At 35.6% G+C, this 17,650-nt stretch carries 18 protein-coding genes and 1 tRNA gene; 13 read left to right on the top strand and 6 right to left on the bottom strand.

Annotated elements, in window-relative coordinates; genetic code table 11:
- Positions 1–27: 27 nt before the first annotated feature.
- On the bottom strand, positions 28–522 hold the full coding sequence (locus LMOATCC19117_RS06240) for a YslB family protein (protein ID WP_012681265.1): 495 nt from the start codon (positions 520–522) through the stop codon (positions 28–30).
- Positions 523–669: 147 nt separating this feature from the next.
- Between LMOATCC19117_RS06240 and racE the strand changes: the two genes are divergently transcribed.
- The 9 genes from racE (at position 670) to LMOATCC19117_RS06285 (ending at position 11,409) form a co-directional block, all read left to right on the top strand.
- Positions 670–1,470 carry a glutamate racemase gene (racE, locus tag LMOATCC19117_RS06245; RefSeq protein WP_003723856.1) on the top strand — a complete coding sequence of 267 codons (801 nt, stop codon included), beginning with the start codon at positions 670–672 and terminating at the stop codon, positions 1,468–1,470.
- A gap of 12 nt (positions 1,471–1,482) precedes the next feature.
- On the top strand, positions 1,483–2,229 hold the full coding sequence (gene rph / locus LMOATCC19117_RS06250; protein ID WP_003726032.1) for a ribonuclease PH: 747 nt from the start codon (positions 1,483–1,485) through the stop codon (positions 2,227–2,229).
- A gap of 3 nt (positions 2,230–2,232) precedes the next feature.
- The gene (locus LMOATCC19117_RS06255; RefSeq protein ID WP_003726033.1) at positions 2,233–2,844 is read left to right on the top strand and encodes an XTP/dITP diphosphatase; all 612 of its coding nucleotides are present in this window, start codon (positions 2,233–2,235) and stop codon (positions 2,842–2,844) included.
- A 36-nt stretch (positions 2,845–2,880) separates the two neighbouring features.
- Positions 2,881–3,405: a metallophosphoesterase gene (locus LMOATCC19117_RS06260; RefSeq protein ID WP_003726034.1), complete on the top strand. Its 525-nt coding sequence runs from the start codon at positions 2,881–2,883 to the stop codon at positions 3,403–3,405.
- A 110-nt stretch (positions 3,406–3,515) separates the two neighbouring features.
- Positions 3,516–3,589 (top strand) — tRNA-Arg (locus tag LMOATCC19117_RS06265).
- 599 nt (positions 3,590–4,188) lie between these two features.
- Entirely contained in the window at positions 4,189–4,662 is a 474-nt protein-coding gene (locus LMOATCC19117_RS06270; protein WP_003726037.1) for a hypothetical protein, read from the top strand.
- A gap of 105 nt (positions 4,663–4,767) precedes the next feature.
- Entirely contained in the window at positions 4,768–5,130 is a 363-nt protein-coding gene (locus LMOATCC19117_RS06275) for an Imm51 family immunity protein (protein ID WP_003726038.1), read from the top strand.
- 667 nt (positions 5,131–5,797) lie between these two features.
- Positions 5,798–9,928 (top strand): MucBP domain-containing protein, encoded by a 4,131-nt coding sequence (locus tag LMOATCC19117_RS06280; protein ID WP_014929056.1) that lies wholly within the window; start codon positions 5,798–5,800, stop codon positions 9,926–9,928.
- A gap of 122 nt (positions 9,929–10,050) precedes the next feature.
- On the top strand, positions 10,051–11,409 hold the full coding sequence (locus LMOATCC19117_RS06285; RefSeq protein ID WP_003727539.1) for a DUF1254 domain-containing protein: 1,359 nt from the start codon (positions 10,051–10,053) through the stop codon (positions 11,407–11,409).
- 42 nt (positions 11,410–11,451) lie between these two features.
- Here the strand turns inward: LMOATCC19117_RS06285 and LMOATCC19117_RS06290 are convergent, their stop codons facing one another.
- Positions 11,452–12,045, bottom strand: a complete 594-nt coding sequence (locus LMOATCC19117_RS06290) for a YdeI/OmpD-associated family protein (protein ID WP_003734528.1) — start codon at positions 12,043–12,045, stop codon at positions 11,452–11,454.
- 136 nt (positions 12,046–12,181) lie between these two features.
- On the bottom strand, positions 12,182–12,589 hold the full coding sequence (locus LMOATCC19117_RS06295; RefSeq protein ID WP_003726044.1) for a VOC family protein: 408 nt from the start codon (positions 12,587–12,589) through the stop codon (positions 12,182–12,184).
- Between the two features lie 164 nt (positions 12,590–12,753).
- On the opposite strand from LMOATCC19117_RS06295, the gene LMOATCC19117_RS06300 reads away from it, so the two are divergent.
- On the top strand, positions 12,754–13,353 hold the full coding sequence (locus tag LMOATCC19117_RS06300) for a histidine phosphatase family protein (protein WP_003734527.1): 600 nt from the start codon (positions 12,754–12,756) through the stop codon (positions 13,351–13,353).
- 31 nt (positions 13,354–13,384) lie between these two features.
- Here the strand turns inward: LMOATCC19117_RS06300 and LMOATCC19117_RS06305 are convergent, their stop codons facing one another.
- A complete protein-coding gene (locus LMOATCC19117_RS06305; RefSeq protein ID WP_003726046.1) occupies positions 13,385–13,645 on the bottom strand; it encodes a hypothetical protein in 261 nt (86 codons plus the stop codon).
- A gap of 123 nt (positions 13,646–13,768) precedes the next feature.
- On the opposite strand from LMOATCC19117_RS06305, the gene dbpA reads away from it, so the two are divergent.
- The 3 genes from dbpA to LMOATCC19117_RS06320 all read left to right on the top strand — a co-directional run bounded on the left by dbpA (position 13,769) and on the right by LMOATCC19117_RS06320 (position 16,113).
- Positions 13,769–15,181: an ATP-dependent RNA helicase DbpA gene (gene dbpA, locus LMOATCC19117_RS06310; RefSeq protein WP_003726047.1), complete on the top strand. Its 1,413-nt coding sequence runs from the start codon at positions 13,769–13,771 to the stop codon at positions 15,179–15,181.
- A 24-nt stretch (positions 15,182–15,205) separates the two neighbouring features.
- Complete coding sequence (locus LMOATCC19117_RS06315) at positions 15,206–15,469, top strand: DUF3116 family protein (RefSeq protein ID WP_003726048.1); 264 nt, start codon at positions 15,206–15,208, stop codon at positions 15,467–15,469.
- Positions 15,470–15,636: 167 nt separating this feature from the next.
- Positions 15,637–16,113: an NUDIX hydrolase gene (locus LMOATCC19117_RS06320; protein ID WP_003726049.1), complete on the top strand. Its 477-nt coding sequence runs from the start codon at positions 15,637–15,639 to the stop codon at positions 16,111–16,113.
- A 37-nt stretch (positions 16,114–16,150) separates the two neighbouring features.
- On the opposite strand, the gene LMOATCC19117_RS06325 is transcribed toward LMOATCC19117_RS06320, so the two are convergent.
- Positions 16,151–16,396 (bottom strand): hypothetical protein, encoded by a 246-nt coding sequence (locus tag LMOATCC19117_RS06325; RefSeq protein WP_003726050.1) that lies wholly within the window; start codon positions 16,394–16,396, stop codon positions 16,151–16,153.
- A complete protein-coding gene (locus tag LMOATCC19117_RS06330; protein WP_003726051.1) occupies positions 16,393–17,598 on the bottom strand; it encodes an MFS transporter in 1,206 nt (401 codons plus the stop codon). The genes LMOATCC19117_RS06325 and LMOATCC19117_RS06330 overlap by 4 nt, the downstream gene beginning before the upstream one ends.
- Between the last annotated feature and the right edge of the window lie 52 nt (positions 17,599–17,650).

Below are 17,650 nucleotides of genomic sequence, written 5' to 3' on the forward strand. Positions count from 1 at the left end.
TCTCTTTGTTACTGCAAGCTTATTGTTTTAATAGCGTTCTTCGTTATCAATCGTTTCTTTACGATCCCATTTAACGATAATGGTTACTTGTTTTTTACGTTTATCAATTTCATCGTAGCTTTCTGTATACAGCTTCTTCTGTGATTGCAATTGTTCTGCAATAAAGCCAGCTTCTAGTTTAAATGTAGGCTCTTCTTGTGTACGGAAACGAGCAGCAACTGTTTCACCTTCTAAAAGTAAACGCATTTCATCTTTCTTTTCTTTCAAAATGCTAAAATTACCCCAAGAGGCTTCTTCAAAAAATTCTGCTACTTCTTCTAGAGACGCTAGTGGGAATTTACGTGCCAAGTCTTTCCCCGCCCAGTACATAATGTGAGGTGCTTCATCTCCAAGTAGTTCAGGAATTAAATAATCGCGTAGTAAATCTAAACCAAAACTTGGAACGAGAGCTTTTTCCTCGTTTTTATTCTGTTCATTTTCTGTCATTTCGGATACCCCACTTTCATACACCATTATAACCAAAATCACCCTAAAATGGAAAGCACAATAAATAAATTTCCACAAAAAAGCTTTTTTCTCAAAAAAGACTTGCGAAAAAGCTCAAAAAATAAGAAAATGGAAGGTATAGATAAAAAAATTGGAAATTAATAAAGAAATTGAGGCGAGACTGTGAAACAAGCTATTGGCTTTATTGATTCGGGAGTAGGCGGTTTGACAGTAGTGCGAGAAGTGCTAAAACAGCTACCCCATGAACAAGTATATTATTTAGGTGATACCGCACGTTGCCCTTATGGACCACGCGATAAAGAAGAAGTAGCTAAGTTTACTTGGGAAATGACCAATTTTCTAGTAGACCGTGGCATCAAAATGCTCGTTATTGCATGTAATACCGCAACAGCAGCAGCATTATATGATATTCGTGAAAAATTGGATATTCCTGTGATTGGTGTAATCCAACCAGGTTCAAGAGCAGCTCTCAAAGCAACAAGAAACAACAAAATTGGCGTATTAGGAACACTTGGTACAGTCGAAAGCATGGCTTACCCAACAGCGCTCAAAGGACTAAACCGCCGAGTAGAAGTAGATTCACTGGCATGTCCGAAATTTGTATCCGTTGTAGAATCTGGCGAGTATAAAAGCGCCATTGCAAAAAAAGTAGTAGCCGAATCACTCTTACCACTGAAGAGTACCAAGATTGATACGGTGATTTTGGGTTGTACGCATTACCCACTTTTAAAACCAATTATTGAGAATTTTATGGGAGACGGCGTTGCTGTTATTAACTCCGGAGAAGAAACTGCTAGTGAAGTTAGCGCGTTACTGGATTACCATAATTTATTAGATGCTACAGACGAAGAAATTGAGCACCGTTTTTTCACTACGGGCTCGACACAAATTTTCAAAGATATTGCAAAAGACTGGTTAAATATGCCAGATATGACTGTAGAACATATTAAATTAGGAAAATAAGAGGTGCCAATAATGAGAGTTGATGGAAGAGAAAGTAATGCATTACGAAATATTGAAGTAACACCAGATTATTTAATGCATCCAGAAGGTTCTGTGCTAATTGCATCAGGAAATACAAAAGTTATCTGTTCTGCAAGTGTAGAAACAAAAGTGCCACCATTTATGCGAGGAGAAGGCCGCGGCTGGATTTCTGCAGAATACTCGATGTTACCACGAGCAACAAACACCCGAAATATCCGTGAATCTTCAAAAGGTAAAGTTACTGGCAGAACAATGGAAATTCAGCGTTTAATCGGACGTGCGCTCCGTGCTGTTGTTGATTTAGATGCCCTTGGTGAAAGAACAATTTGGCTCGATTGCGACGTTATCCAAGCAGATGGAGGTACTCGTACGGCTTCTATCACCGGCGCATTTATCGCGATGGTCATGGCAATCGCCAAACTAGACGAAGCTGTACCATTTGCTAAATTTCCTGTCAAAGATTTCCTAGCAGCAACTAGCGTAGGTGTTTTAGAAGAGGGTGGAACAGTACTTGACCTTAACTACGTAGAAGACAGCGCAGCGCAAGTAGATATGAATATTATCATGACAGGTAGCGGCGCCTTTGTAGAACTCCAAGGAACTGGCGAAGAAGCTACATTCTCGGAAACAGAACTGGCTGAACTAATTGCCTTAGGTAAAAAAGGAATTAGCGAATTAATCGAAATCCAAAAAGAAACACTCGGAGACAAAGTCACAGCGCGGATTAAAGGAGAATAAAAAATGAGTAAAATTATTATCGCTACCGCAAACAAAGGAAAAGCAAAAGAATTCGAAAAAATCTTTGCGAAATTTAATATCGAAGTAGCAACCCTTGCTGATTTTCCAGAAATTGGTGAAATAGAAGAAACTGGAACAACCTTTGCCGAAAATGCCGCTCTTAAAGCAGAAACGGTCGCTAGCGTGTTAAATCAAACCGTCATTGCTGATGATTCTGGTTTAATCGTAGACGCGCTTGACGGAGCTCCTGGCGTCTATTCCGCACGTTATGCAGGTATCGCTCACGATGATGCCAAAAATAACGAAAAACTACTTAAAAACTTAGAAGGTGTTGAACCGGACAAAAGAACGGCTCGTTTCCACTGTACACTTGCTGTAGCCACACCTTCTGAGAAAACATCTTTTTATACCGGTGAAGTAGAGGGCGTTATCGCAGAACAACTATGCGGCACAAATGGCTTTGGCTATGATCCACTATTTTTCTTACCAGAATTCGGTCTAACAATGGCAGAAATTCCAGCGGAGAAAAAGAATGAAATCAGCCACCGTGCTAATGCCATTAAACAACTAGAAAAAGATTTAGCAGAAGTAGTAGAAAAAGTAACCAAAAAGTGAGAAAATAAGTAACAGTATCACGGGGGAGGAAACAAAATGAAATTATTAGTAGTTAGCGACAGCCACTCAGAACGTGACTGCTTAATCCATCTTAAAGAAAAATACGAAAATACAGTCGATGCGATGATCCATTGTGGGGATTCTGAATTAGAAGCTGACGATCCTGCGATTCAGGGATTTCATACTGTTCGAGGCAACTGTGACTTTGGCGGCGGTTTTCCAAATGATTGGGTGGGAGAAGTAGACGGCTACCGCATTTTCACCACACACGGACATCTCTATAATATCAAAATGACACTCATGAATTTACGATATCGCGCACGTGAACTAAACGCAGATTTCGCCTTTTTTGGTCATTCGCATGAATTAGGAGTAGACATGCTAGACGACACCATCATTTTAAACCCAGGAAGCATTTCCTTACCAAGAGGACGCATCCGTGTCAAAACATACGCTCTTATCGATTCAACACCAGAAGGCATTCAAGTTCGATTCATGGACCGGGACGACAACGAACTAACGGACCTAACCCAAACCTTCCCATTAACGAAGCATAACTAGGTCAAAAGACACCCGAAAAAGAAAAAATGCAATAACTTAAAGAAAACCATTGACAAACAAGCGATTTAAACATAAAATGGTATTTGGCTGTTGAAAAAACAGTGCCATTTGTCCTGATAGCTCAGCTGGATAGAGCAACGGCCTTCTAAGCCGTCGGTCGGGGGTTCGAATCCCTCTCAGGACGTAAATAGCTATATTAAAGAAATCTCTAAAACGTTGAAAAACCTTGATATTAAAGGTTGGATGGATGTTTTAGAGATTTTTTTATATCTTATAATATCTGTTTTATTCCGTATTTTTCATGACATTTGTGACAAAATTTGTGCTATTTCCATCCATTTTTAATGTGAAAAAAGCATCTATTTTAGTTTGATTATGTTGATGCAAATTAGAGCTTAGATTATTATAATATTTTAATGTTATTAATATCAGGTTGACCTCTCCTAAGTGTTAGACATGTTTCACCAGTCTCCATAGGAGTGTGGTAGCTGATTGCACAGTAATTATATACTTTACGTCAATATCAAAAGCAAGTCCAATTAAAATGGATTACCTTGCCCCGTAAATGACAACTTCTGAAAATAGGTAAAAGGAACAAAAGATGATGTAATTAGGGTCTAGTGCATTTGTGGTGAATTTAGGTTTTGATTATAATGAGAATCTCCGTTTAGAGGTTGTTCTTTTGAAAACGATAGAAGCAATTATAGGTATCGACTACCATATATTACTGAAAAAAGAGCTAGATTAAATAAAAAAATAATTCTAACATCATAGGAGGCAATTATGACTTTTTTAAACACCTTAAAATTAAATTTGGAAAATGAAAAAAAGAGAATGTTATCCGATGCTTTTATGAAAAAACAAGAAGGAATCATTGTAAACTATATAGTGACTTGCAGTAAGGATTCTGCTATTGGCATTAGTAAAAAGGCAATTGATATATTATTGATAATCAATGAAAATACATTTCCTGAATGGCCAAATGTAGATAGATGGCTTTCTATTTTGCCAAAATATTTTACGGATTCTTTTTCAAAATCAAAAATATTGCATAGTGAAGATTGGCTATTTGAAGAGTGGTTATACTGGTTTGAACCTGAAAATAGATTTTGGTTTTTAGGAGAATTAGATCCTGTTGATAATGAGCATTTGAAAATAAGCATAGTTGTACAAGAACACCCTTTTCCAGTAGAATCATTAGAAGTTCTACTTATGAAGCTAGGAACAAGCGAATTACATGAAATTGGTATGGAATGAGGTTAAATGTACTTTTAACGGATATATCTTTTACAATAGAGCTGAATTTTGTTAGAGTTTAAAATGAAAAAACAACTAAGTTATAACGAAAGGAGCTAACACTTGATGGAAAATTACGTGTCAATAGTAAAAATCGAAAACAATCTTTCCGTGTGCTTTTACAACAGCTCGGAGAAAGTAGTAGCAATTGCTAAGAAAATGAATGAGATTAACGAAGAAGCTTATATGCATGGTTACAATTGGGAAGCATTTTTCAACTATTATTTACCTAAATATGCCCCAGATGTCTTAGAAGGAATGGGCTCTGATCCAGAAGCGGGAATGTATGTGGCGTATTACACGCTATCACCTGAAACTGAGGCACGAGCAGAAAAACTTGTTCAAGTAATTACGAATCTCATCGAAAATGAAGAACTACTTTATCAAATAATTGAAAATGAAGGCAATAATATTAGTTGGGATAATTAATCCTTTTTCTAAAAAATCCTTATCTATTTGTTCGTATAGTATTAGCAAGAGGTGAAGAACCTGTATAATATAATTGACGATATTTTAAAGCATTAGATCCTATTGGCAGATGCTCTTAAAACGTTAAACAGTAAAATAAAAAATCTCTAAAACATTTGAAACCCTTTGTAATTAAAAGGTGAATGTTTTAGAGATTTTTTTATCTTGCATTTCCCATTTTTATTCCGTTGTTTTTGTGGCAAATTTTATTAAAACTAGTTCAAGTAATTACGAATCTCATTGAAAACGAAGAACTACTTTATAAAATAGTCAAAAATTAGGACAAGCAGATTATTGAGATGATTGATCCTTTACTTTAATAATAATTTTTATGTAAACTCATCCCTTATTAGGTGTTCTATTGTATGACTTGAGAGTAGTTTTTTTGAGAATTTCAAGCAATAAATTTAAATATATTAGAGAGTCTAAAATTAGCACTAATCCCTAAAAAGATATGAACGATATGTGAACGATGATACCAAGAAATGAAAAAATTTCTATACTATATTCAAATTGTAAGCTTGGGACTGCTATAATTAGTACTTATTGAGGCGATATAATGCCACATACATTAAATACAGAATAAACTCATTCTTTAAGATAATAATTACATCTAAGGAGACTAATCATGAAAAGAAAGATAAGTTCTATCATTGTAGTCGGGATAATGTTCTTTCAATCATTAACTACGTATCCATTTATCACCGAAGCCAAAGAAAATGAACAAAAAGAAGAAATAAATAAACCCTCAAAAATAACTAAGGGATTAACTAATTCCCTAAAATACACTAAGACAATTCTTGAAACAGGGGACACCTATGATAGTGTATTTCCTGACAGTGCTTTAGCTAAAGTAGTTGCTAAAGAAGCAACGGGGTCAGAGAATACAACTCAGCTAGTAACACAAGCAGACCTGAATAAAATCAAATCTCTCAATGGTTATAATAAAGGAATCAGCGTATTAACAGGAATCGATTTGCTAGTCAATGTGACAAGTATAAGCTTGAATAATAATCAAGTAACAGACATTTCTCCAATAGATCAATTACCTAATTTAGTAAGCCTATCGGTAAAAAACAATCAAATTAGCAGTCTTATCTTAAATGCGCAAAATCAACTCCCGAAACTAACAACCATTGATATTGAAAATAATCCTGACCTTAATACTATCGATATCCAAGATCAACACCAATTGGTAGATGTAAAGACATCCGGTTATACAGGATTACGCAAGTTAACAACGGTAATTGCCAAAAACAATCCAGAATTAGTCAATTTAGGCCAATACACTATCCGAAATGTCTACTTTAGCCAAGTAGCAAGTTTAACGAAAGTTGAATTAGTCAATCTCCCTAAGGTAAGAAAAGTAAACCTTGAGAGGAACAGTATTAATGAGCTAAAAGTTACTGATTTGGCCATTGAAGATCTGCCATTAGGAGAAAACGAATTAACAGATACAGTATTTGATAACATCCAAAATCTGCCTAATTTAAAAACGTTAGATCTGTCAAAAAACCAACTAGAAGAAGTTGTGTTAGACAAAACGGATGTAGAAAATCTACCCAATTTGATGACACTAAATATACAGCAAAATTTGGCTATAAAATTGATAAATGTTCAAGACCAACCCCAATTGGTAGATGTAAAGACTTCCGATTATAAAGAATTATCTGCGTTAACAACAGTAATTGCCAAAAATAATCCAGAATTAGTTAATTTAGGTTATCCCATTATGCAAAATGTTTACTTTAGCCAGGTGGCAAGTTTAACGAAAGTTGAATTAGTCAATCTCCCTAAGGTAAGAAAAGTAAACCTTGAGAGGAACAGTATTAATGAGCTAAAAGTTACTGATTTGGCCATTGAAGATCTGCCATTTGGAGAAAACGAATTAACAGATACAGTATTTGATAACATCCAAAATCTGCCTAATTTAAAAACGTTAGATCTGTCAAAAAACCAACTAGAAGAAGTTGTATTAGACAAAACGGATGTAGAAAATCTACCCAATTTGATGACACTAAATATACAGCAAAATTTGGCTATAAAATTGATAAATGTTCAAGACCAACCCCAATTGGTAGATGTAAAGACTTCCGATTATAAAGAATTATCTGCGTTAACAACAGTAATTGCCAAAAATAATCCAGAATTAGTTAATTTAGGTTATCCCATTATGCAAAATGTTTACTTTAGCCAGGTGGCAAGTTTAACGAAAGTTGAATTAGTCAATCTCCCTAAGGTAAGAAAAGTAAACCTTGAGAGGAACAGTATTAATGAGCTAAAAGTTACTGATTTGGCCATTGAAGATCTGCCATTTGGAGAAAACGAATTAACAGATACAGTATTTGATAACATCCAAAATCTGCCTAATTTAAAAACGTTAGATCTGTCAAAAAACCAACTAGAAGAAGTTGTATTAGACAAAACGGATGTAGAAAATCTACCCAATTTGATGACACTAAATATACAACAAAATTTGGCTATAAAATTGATAAATGTTCAAGACCAACCCCAATTGGTAGATGTAAAAACTTCTGATTATAAAGAATTATCTGCGTTAACAACAGTAATTGCCAAAAATAATCCAGAATTAGTTAATTTAGGTTATCCCATTATGCAAAATGTTTACTTTAGCCAGGTGGCAAGTTTAACGAAAGTTGAACTTGCTAACCTTCCAAAAGTAAGAGCAGTTCGATTGGAACGTAATAGCATCAATCAGATTGAACTAAATAATTTAGTTTCAGTAAAAGACGTGAATCTAAATACTAACAAAATAACAAATGATAGTATAGAGAAATTTAAAGGCATGCCTATACTAGCAACTTTAAATTTAAACAAAAACCAAATTACCAATATAAATATGCTTGATGATTTCCCAGAAATGACTACTTTAAATATTGATTTAAACTCCGTCAGTGTTTTACCAAGTAACCTTAAAACAAAGATGCCAAAACTATCGAGAATTAGTGCATTAAATCAAACAGTTACTTTAGATAAAGCAATTGTAGTGGATGATTCCGATTTAATTATTAATAATGAGATTAGTAATTTTGGAAAGTTAACCGATCCAAGCCCAATATCAAATTTTGGAACTTACGCAAATGAAAAAATAACTTGGTCGTCTGAAAGAATTAAAAATTTAACAGAGGTTAGTTTTAAGTTTTCTGAGCTAATTAATGTGACTGGTATAGATGGAACTTTTTCAGGAAAAGTAACACAACCATTTAAAAAATCAACTACACCAGTAATTAATGCAGATTCCGAAATTCATTATCCGCAAGGGACAAAAAAAACAGAAGCAGAGTTTTTAAAGGATATTCAAGCGCAAACAACGGATGATTTATCCATTAAAAGCGATTTTGAAATAATGGTGAATCTCAAGAAAGTAGGAAAATACACAGTAATATTAAACGTAGAGAATATGGATGGAATTAAAGCTAATCCAAAAGAAGTGACTGTTTATATTGATGCTGTACAAGGTGCAAATATAACTGTGAAATATGAAGACAAATCAGGGAATAAACTTGCAGAAAATAGCATATTAACTGGAAATGTCGGTGAAGAATATAGTTCAAGTGAAAAAGAAATTTTAGGTTATACACTAACTGAAATTCCAACAAAATCACAAGGAGAATTTAGTTTAGAAGAACAGACTGTGACATATATCTATTCGAAAAATCCCGTTCCAGCTAAAGACATCACGGTACAATATACCGATGAAGATGGAATAGAACTAGCACCAACCGAAACATTATCAGGTAATGTTGATGAAAATTATGTTACAACAGCGAAGACTTTTACAGGATACGAATTAATTGAAACTCCGAGCAATGCAGAAGGAAAGTTTAGCGAAAATGCACAAACAGTGACCTATGTGTATCGCGCGATTAAAGCAGATCCAATTTTAGCAAAAGAAGTTACGGTGAACTACCAGGACGAATTAGGAGCTAAAATTAGTGAAACGGAAGTATTAACTGGTGAAATTGGTGAAACATACACAACAGTGGCTAAAACAATAGATGGCTATACCTTAATTAAGAGCCCTATTAACGCTAGCGGGATTTTTAACGAAAATCCTCAAACGGTTACCTATGTGTATCAATTACAAAACAACCCAATAACAGCAAATATCACTGTTAAACACTTGGATGAAAACAACAATGAGCTAGCACCGAGTGAGGTACTAAGTGGAATTGTCGATGAAGCATATACAACTAATCCAAAAGAAATAAAAGACTATTCGCTAGTAAAAGTACCAACTAATGCTAGCGGAAAATTCACGACAGAAGCACAAACGGTGATTTATCACTATAAAAAAAACAGTATACAGACATCATCTTATATTACTGTAAAATATGTAGATGAAACAGGGAAAGAGCTGGCCATAAGCGAGGTATTAAACGGAAACATTAATGATTCCTACGCAACTACAGCTAAGGAAATTAAAGGCTACACGCTAGTGGAAAAGCCCGCTAATGCAACTGGTAAATTTACAGATCAGGATCAAACTATAAAATATGTATATCGTGCTAATACAGATGAAGTAAATCTAGACCCAGATGTACCAGCGAGAAATCCCAATGGAGATATTCAACCAATGAATGGTGCCCAACCACCAATTGAGGTTCCAAAATCCCTGCCTAAAACAGGTAGCCAGCCGGCAAATTTGATCTTTGGATTAGGAGTTTTACTAGTGTTTCTTAGTACCCAATGGCTACATCGAGATAAAAGAAAAAAAGATAAATTTCATAACTGCTGATAACATTTCTTGACAAAACTCTCCTTATCCTAAGGAGAGTTTTTTACTTTACGCTTGAACATTCAAAAACAAGGGTATTAGTTAAGTGTTCTAAAAAAAGCTAATTGAAGGAGGATTTTTACATGAAAAAAATGCTACCTGAGAGTAAAGTAGAGGCAATTAGAAAAGAAGGATTTTTAAATCGAGCTGTTGAGGCATATCGATTTTTCTATCCAACTGTGTCCAATGTGTCTAATTTTAAAGCATTGAATGACTTAGGGATTACAGAAAATCACGATTTCATTATTCAACTCACAACGCCTGATTTAAATGTATTGACGCAAAACTCAGATACACCATATTGCCTTGGAACGGGAAACACCGAGAATGGTCCAGTTGTTATCGAGTTGCCACAAGGCGCTATCGTTGGTGTGGCTGACGATATTAATTTTAAATTTATTACGAATATGGGATTAACAGGGGACGAGCAAGGGAAAGGTGCGAAATATTTATACTTACCACCTAATTATGATGGAGATATCCCAGAAGGCTACATAGTACGCAAACCTTCAAGCTATCGTTTCCTCATTTGTTTACGAGCGATGGTTCACCAAGCAAGTGATTATGAAAAAGCATTTGAACTCCTGAAAAAAGTGAAATTCTATCCATTAGAAGAAAAAGATAATAATCCAACCAGTACATTCCATGATTTTTCGCATCGAAAAGCGATTTCGACACCATATTATGTCGAAGGAAAATTTGACTATTGGGAAGTAATTAAATGGGCGCTGGATAATGATGAAACAGATCCAGAATATTACCAAATGTATGGCTTACTAAAAGCAATTGGTTTAGCTCCAAATAAAGAATTTAATCCTGATCCAGATAAAAAAGCTTTATTAATAGAAGCTGCCGAGAAAGCAGACAAAATGATGTTTGTGAATTCCTTTAATACAGATGATCCAGCTGCTATTGTTTGGCCAGGAAAGAACTGGGAATGGGCTGTCTATGGTGAGAATAATGACTTCTATGAAAAAACGTATTTAAATCTTCCGGTAAGAGAGCGTTGGTTCTATCAAGCGACACTCGAAACACATATGATGTTTATGCATAAAGTCGGATTTGGTTCCGTTTATATGCTTGGAGTGAAAGATAAAGAAGGAAACTATCTGGATGGGGGCAAAAGTTATACATTAAAAGTGCCAACACCAGTGCCAACGAGTATTTTCTGGTCGGTAACGGTTTATGAGATGGATACTCGTTCGGAAATTGTCACAGAGCAATTTATGCCTGCGCTTAACTCCATCAAAGATACGTTTGAAGTAGATGCTGACGGTAATACAACACTTTACTTTGGGCCAAATCCTCCAGAAGATGAGTCGCTTCCATGGATTCAAACTGTTCCAGATGCCAATTGGTTCACGTATTTCCGTATTTACGGACCAACCGAACCAGCCTTTGATAGCAGTTGGCAATTAGATGATTTTGAAGAAGTAAAATAAATAAAAAAGCGCAACCTTCACGCAGGGTGCGCTTTTTTTCGATTAATCGTTTAATCCTAATCCATCTAAAATCGTTGCTTCGTATTTTTCAATGCGCGAAACACGCGTTTTTGATTGCTTTGGAGCCGCAAAATAGAGCAAGTAAGCTTTTTGACGACCAGGAGTTAAGGCTTCAAAAGCTGTTTGTAGCGCACGCATTTCTTCAAATTTAGCGAGTAATTCTTCTGGAATAGGCGTTTCTTCCCTTGGTTTAAGTTCCACTTCTAACCCAGCTTTTTCTACTTCAATTGCATTTTGAATATACGCCTTTAGAAATTCTTTTTGATCAAGAATTTCCTGTAAATTTGTGAAGCGGATTTGTCTGGCAGCTTGCACATTTTCTGTTTGCTGAACTAAAATGTTTTCCGGATCACGGAGTAGTGCGCCTTTCATAAAGAGTAGTGCACAGTAGTTTTTAAAACCATGAATTAAGAAAACGTTGCTGCCATTAATAGCGTAACAAGGTTTCCCCCATTTGAATTCTTCTTCTAGTTCAAACGTGATTGCTATTTCTCTTAATGCTTTGAATTCAGCTTGCCAAGTGGATGGTTTACTTAGAAACGCATCTACTTTAGGATTTAATTCGGTTTTTGCCATAAAGAATTCCTCTTTTCCACACTTTTTCTTTGATACGTGTTATTTTAACTTAATATGAAAGGCCTTGCAAATTTGGTCGGCCTACTAAAAATGGACTTAAAGAAAGAACCTGAGTTTTATCCCAGATTCTCTTAATTTAAGATAAATTAAGCTGCCAACCGACGCCGAATTTATCCGTCACTTGCCCATATTTTTCCGACCAGAATGTTTTGCCAAGTGGCATGACAATATTGCCACCTTCTGCAAGCTGATGGAATTGTTTGGTTAATTTTATTTCGTCAGATGTATCAATTACTAGTGTTATATTGTCTCCGAATGTGAGCGGCATAGACTTTGGAACATCTGAAAACATAACCTTTACTCCGTCCATTACTAAACTAGCATTCATCACTAAATCTTTGAGCGAATCTTCTATAGGTTCTTCTCTGGACTCGATTTCCCCATATGTCATCAAATCTGTACACTTTGTTCCAAAAATTTCTTCATAAAACGCGATAGCATCTCTGGATTGTGTTCTAAAATTCAAGTAAACATTCAACGTCATTTGAATTCCTCCTCGATTTTTATTCGCTAAAGTTCTATTCATTTTGGTGTTTTTATTATAGCAGATACTGCGTGAAAGAGGAAAAATTAAGAAGATAAATACTTGACTTGGAGCTACTCCAGGGTGATAAACTAAGGAGAAGATATAGATTCGGAGGAATTTAGATGAAAAAGACATTGTATTTAATACGCCATGGTCAAACATTATTTAATCAACGTAAAAAAATTCAAGGTTTTTGCGATGCACCACTTACCGAACTCGGGATTAAACAAGCAAAAATCGCTGGTAGTTACTTTAAAGAAAACAATATAACATTCGATCAAGCTTACAGTTCCACATCAGAGCGCGCATCTGACACGTTAGAGCTGATTACGGACAAAAGCTATCAACGGTTGAAAGGTTTGAAAGAATGGAATTTTGGTACTTTTGAAGGCGAGAGCGAAGACCTAAATCCACCGCTACCATATGGAGATTTTTTTGCTGCGTATGGGGGAGAGCGAGAAGTGGATTTCAGAGATCGTTTAGTAGCAACAATGGAACGTATCATGAGCCAAGATAATCATGATACTGTCCTTGCCGTTTCTCACGGAGCTGCCTGTGCCCAATTTGCTAGATATTGGGAAAAAACAAGCAAAATTGGCAAAGTAACAGGACTGAAGAATTGCTGTATTTTAAAGTTTGAATATGAAAATGGCAGATTTACTTTAGTTAATTTTATTAATCATGATTTTGAGAATGGAACGCATATGGAAAGCGCTAAATAAAAAAGCACTCGTTAATGAGTGCTTTTTCGCTTCATTGAAACAAATTCTTTATTTTATCCAAAAATCCACCAGTTAACTCATTCGCAGTATCTTGCAAGTTTTCCGTAAGTCCACTTGTTTTATCTTGTAGATTTTCTGTTAGGTTCGTCGCTTCATTCTGTAAATTTTCTGTGACATTACTTGCTTGTTCACCAAGCTCAGATGCTTTGTTTGTTGCCTCTTCTGTCAGTGTTCCTAGGTTTTCCAGGGGCAGGGACTCGGTAACTTTATTCTTCAAATCATCTAAATTCATCTTTTCCTCCTTATTTTGGGGGCTTAGAGTTCATTCTAAAGGAAGGAGGGATAAAGTACAAACAATTCGTTCCATCATTTGTGAAAAAATATGGTATGATGATATGAGGAAATGAGGACTGACATGAATAATTTAAAATTAAGTGAAGAAATTAAAAGAGCGATTAATGAACTAGGATATACAGAAGCAACACCCGTTCAAAAAGCGGTAATTCCAGTTGCCTTAACAGGAGAAGATATTGTTGCTAAATCACAAACTGGTAGTGGGAAAACAGCAGCATTCGCTATTCCCATTGCAGAACAGATTGAATGGGAAGAAAATAAGCCACAAGCACTAATCATCGTTCCAACACGAGAACTTGCAATGCAAGTCAAGACAGAATGTACGAATATTGGACGATTTAAACGTGTCAAAGCTGCAGCAATATACGGACAATCACCATTTGCGAAACAAAAATTAGAACTAAGCCAAAAAAATCATATCGTCGTTGGTACGCCAGGTCGCCTACTGGACCATATTGAAAAAGGATCACTGAATGTCGACAAGGTTGCCCATTTAGTTTTAGATGAAGTAGATGAAATGTTAAGCATGGGATTTATTGATCAAGTCGAAGATATTCTTAGCCGTTTACCAAAACAGCGCCAAAATCTATTTTTCTCAGCAACTATGCCAGAAGAAATGCAAGATTTGATTAAACGCTACCAAGATGATCCAATGGTAATCGAAATGGCATCGGAAAAAACAAACCCTATCTTCCACGTGGAGATGCAAACAGATAATAAAGAAAAAACGCTAAAAGATGTTTTGATTACAGAAAATCCGGATAGCGCAATAATATTTTGCAATACGAAAAATCAAGTCGATGAACTCACCGATTTACTTGATGTAAAAGTTAGTAAAATTCATGGGGGTTTAAGACAAGAAGACCGTTTCCGAGCAATGGATGATTTTAAAAGTGGCAAATCCCGTTTCTTAATTGCGACAGATGTGGCAGGGCGCGGAATAGATGTGGATAATGTATCGTTAGTCATTAACTACGATTTACCAATTGAAAAAGAAAATTATGTACATCGTATCGGTCGTACTGGTCGCGCTGGCAAAAGTGGTAAAGCTATTAGTTTCGTGAAAACAAATGAAAATCCACTTTTGCGTGACATAGAAGAAATGCTCGATGTTACAATCGAAAAAAAACGTAAACCGACAGTGATAGAAGTGAAAGCTAACGAAGAAGCTTTCCGCAAAAAACAACAAAAGCGCCCAACAATCAAAAAAGCTCGTGGGGAAAAATTAAATAAAAACATTATGAAACTGTATTTTAATGGTGGAAAAAAGAAAAAAATTCGTGCAGTAGATTTTGTTGGAACTATTTCTAAATTAGAAGGAATTACGGCCGAAGATATCGGAATTATTACGATTGAAGACCATGTTTCTTTTGTTGAAATTTTAAATGGAAAAGGTCCGGCAGTACTGGAAATGATGCGCTCTCGTAAAGTAAAAGGTAGACGCCTGAAAGTAAACGAGGCCAGAAAACGATAAATTAAAGAAAAGAAGGTCCAAACAATGGAAAGGCCAGATAATCAACTTATTTTAATGGTGTTAGAAGTTGTTAAAAATCCACTTTACAATATAAAATCACTAACAATTAATTTTCTGCAAGGTGACATCGTTGGGAATTCAACAAGAAATGAGTTGTTATACTGCACTTACTGGCTTGAATTTCATGGCTTTATTCTTCGTGACGAAAAAGGGGATAACCAAAAATACTATAGCATGACCAAACAAGGAGATTTTCTACTTCAAAAAATTAAGAATGAACTTTCTTAGTTTGTTCATACTTTTTTAACATTTATTCGTTATATTAAGAGTAACCTTTTTTTCAATGAAATATCTCACCTGGCAGCATCCGTCTCCCAATAAAAACGCGGATGCTGCTCTTTTTGTGCCTGAAATTATGATATACTGAATAAAAAACTTGGAAAATAGGTGGAAATATGTATAAATATACCCTTTGTTTTATCCAAAGAGCCGATGAAATTCTATTGTTAAATAGACAAAAATCCCCATGGATGGGAAGTTGGAATGGTGTTGGTGGCAAAATTGAGCAAGGGGAAACACTTCTTGAATCGGTCCAACGGGAAATCACAGAAGAGACCGGAATTTCCTCAAATGACTACGAAATTCGTGATATCGGTGAAATGAAATGGTTTGTGGATGGCGAAAATCTGGGAGGTATGCATTTATTTCTGGCCAATCTTCCGGATAATTATGTATATCCAACGCCTCGTGCAACCGATGAAGGAATACTTGATTTTAAAAAAAGAAAATGGATACTTAATCCGGAAAATACAGGTGTAGTGAACAATTTACCTTATATAATCAAACATGCTCCAGTGTTCCCGGCTAGAATAGAAGTTTCAACAAAATATCATGAGAACACATTATTGCATATTAATCATCAATCTTTATAAAAAAAGCATTGCGATTATTCGCAATGCTTCCATACTATCATGATGTCGTGAAATAACTTGCTTCCCAGCGACTTATTAAATTTTGAGCATCATTAGTGGATAACTTTTTATGACCGATTACTTGCTCTTTGGCAATTTCGAGACTCTCAAAATGATCAATTAATCGTTGTGAAGGATTATTAATGTAGACATCGTTTAGTAGAATAGATTGGTTGTTCTCCTTTTCTATACTTCTAACTCCTACGATATAACCCGCTGCTGTAATGAGTAATAATTTATTCATACTTCTTCACTCCCTTTTAGTTGTTCCTGTGCACCACTAGACACTTTTTTTCTGGATAAAAACATATAGATGAATACGCAAATAAATGCGATAGCACCGGCAATAATGTAAATACCTTGGAATGAAAGCACATGATGAATTTCACCCATAATATAAGGCCCAATACCAAGTCCTAAATCAAGCCCGATAAAGTAGGTAGATAGGCCAATCCCAATACGGTGAGGTTCACATACTTTTAAACAGACAGCTTGGCCATTCGACATAAACGTTCCATAACCTAAGCCGATGAGTCCGCCTGAAATAAGTAGCACGAGACTTGATGTTGCTGTACTAAGGACCACTAATCCAACTGCTAAAAAGAGATAACTCGGATACATCACATATTTTTCGCCTTTTGCATCGAAAAGTTTTCCAGACATTGGGCGAGTTAGGGTAATAACTAATGCATAGACAACAAAGAAGAACGTTCCAGCACTCACTAAATTAATTTCTCTAGCATAGGAAGCAAGGAATGTAAGCACACTGGAATAAGAAATCCCCATTAAGAAGGCAATAAATGTTATTGGAATAACTTTATATTCAATAAAACTTTTGACGGTCCAAGTTTGTAAGGCCTTCCGGTGTTCGGTTGTTAAAACAATATTTTTCACGGGTAAATAGAAGCAAAGTAGCGCAGTTAATAAGACAATAACCGTGGAGAAAATAATAATCGTATAAAAGCTCGTTTTGCTAAGTAAAATCATTCCGATGAACGGTCCAATCGCAGCTGCGAGACTTGTGCTGAGGCCATAATAATTAATCCCTTCTCCGTTTCTAGAATTAGGAATATAAGCTGTGACAATCGCATTGGTAGCAGTTGAAGTTGTTCCGTATGCGAATCCATTTAAAAAACGAATAATAAACATAATGGCAATCGTTGGCATGTATAAGTAAGCCATCGTCGTTACTAAGAAAAATAAAATCCCAAATCTTAAAACCCGCTTACGACCAAATAGTTCCAGCTTTTTCCCCATGTAAAGTCGTGCGAGGAGCGTCCCGATAATATAAATCCCAGACGCAAATCCGGCTTCACCAAGAGACGCGTTCAACTCTTCTTGAGCAATAACGGCAATAATAACCATTAGCAAATAATAAACGAGATAAACGACAAAGTTAATCAATGTTATTAAGACAAAACCCTTGTTAAATAATTTTTCTTTCATAGAATAAAATCCCTTCCTACGTATAATTTGTAATTTATCTCAGCGACAAGGA

The organism is Listeria monocytogenes ATCC 19117, from assembly GCF_000307025.1.
Lineage (GTDB): Bacteria > Bacillota > Bacilli > Lactobacillales > Listeriaceae > Listeria > Listeria monocytogenes_B.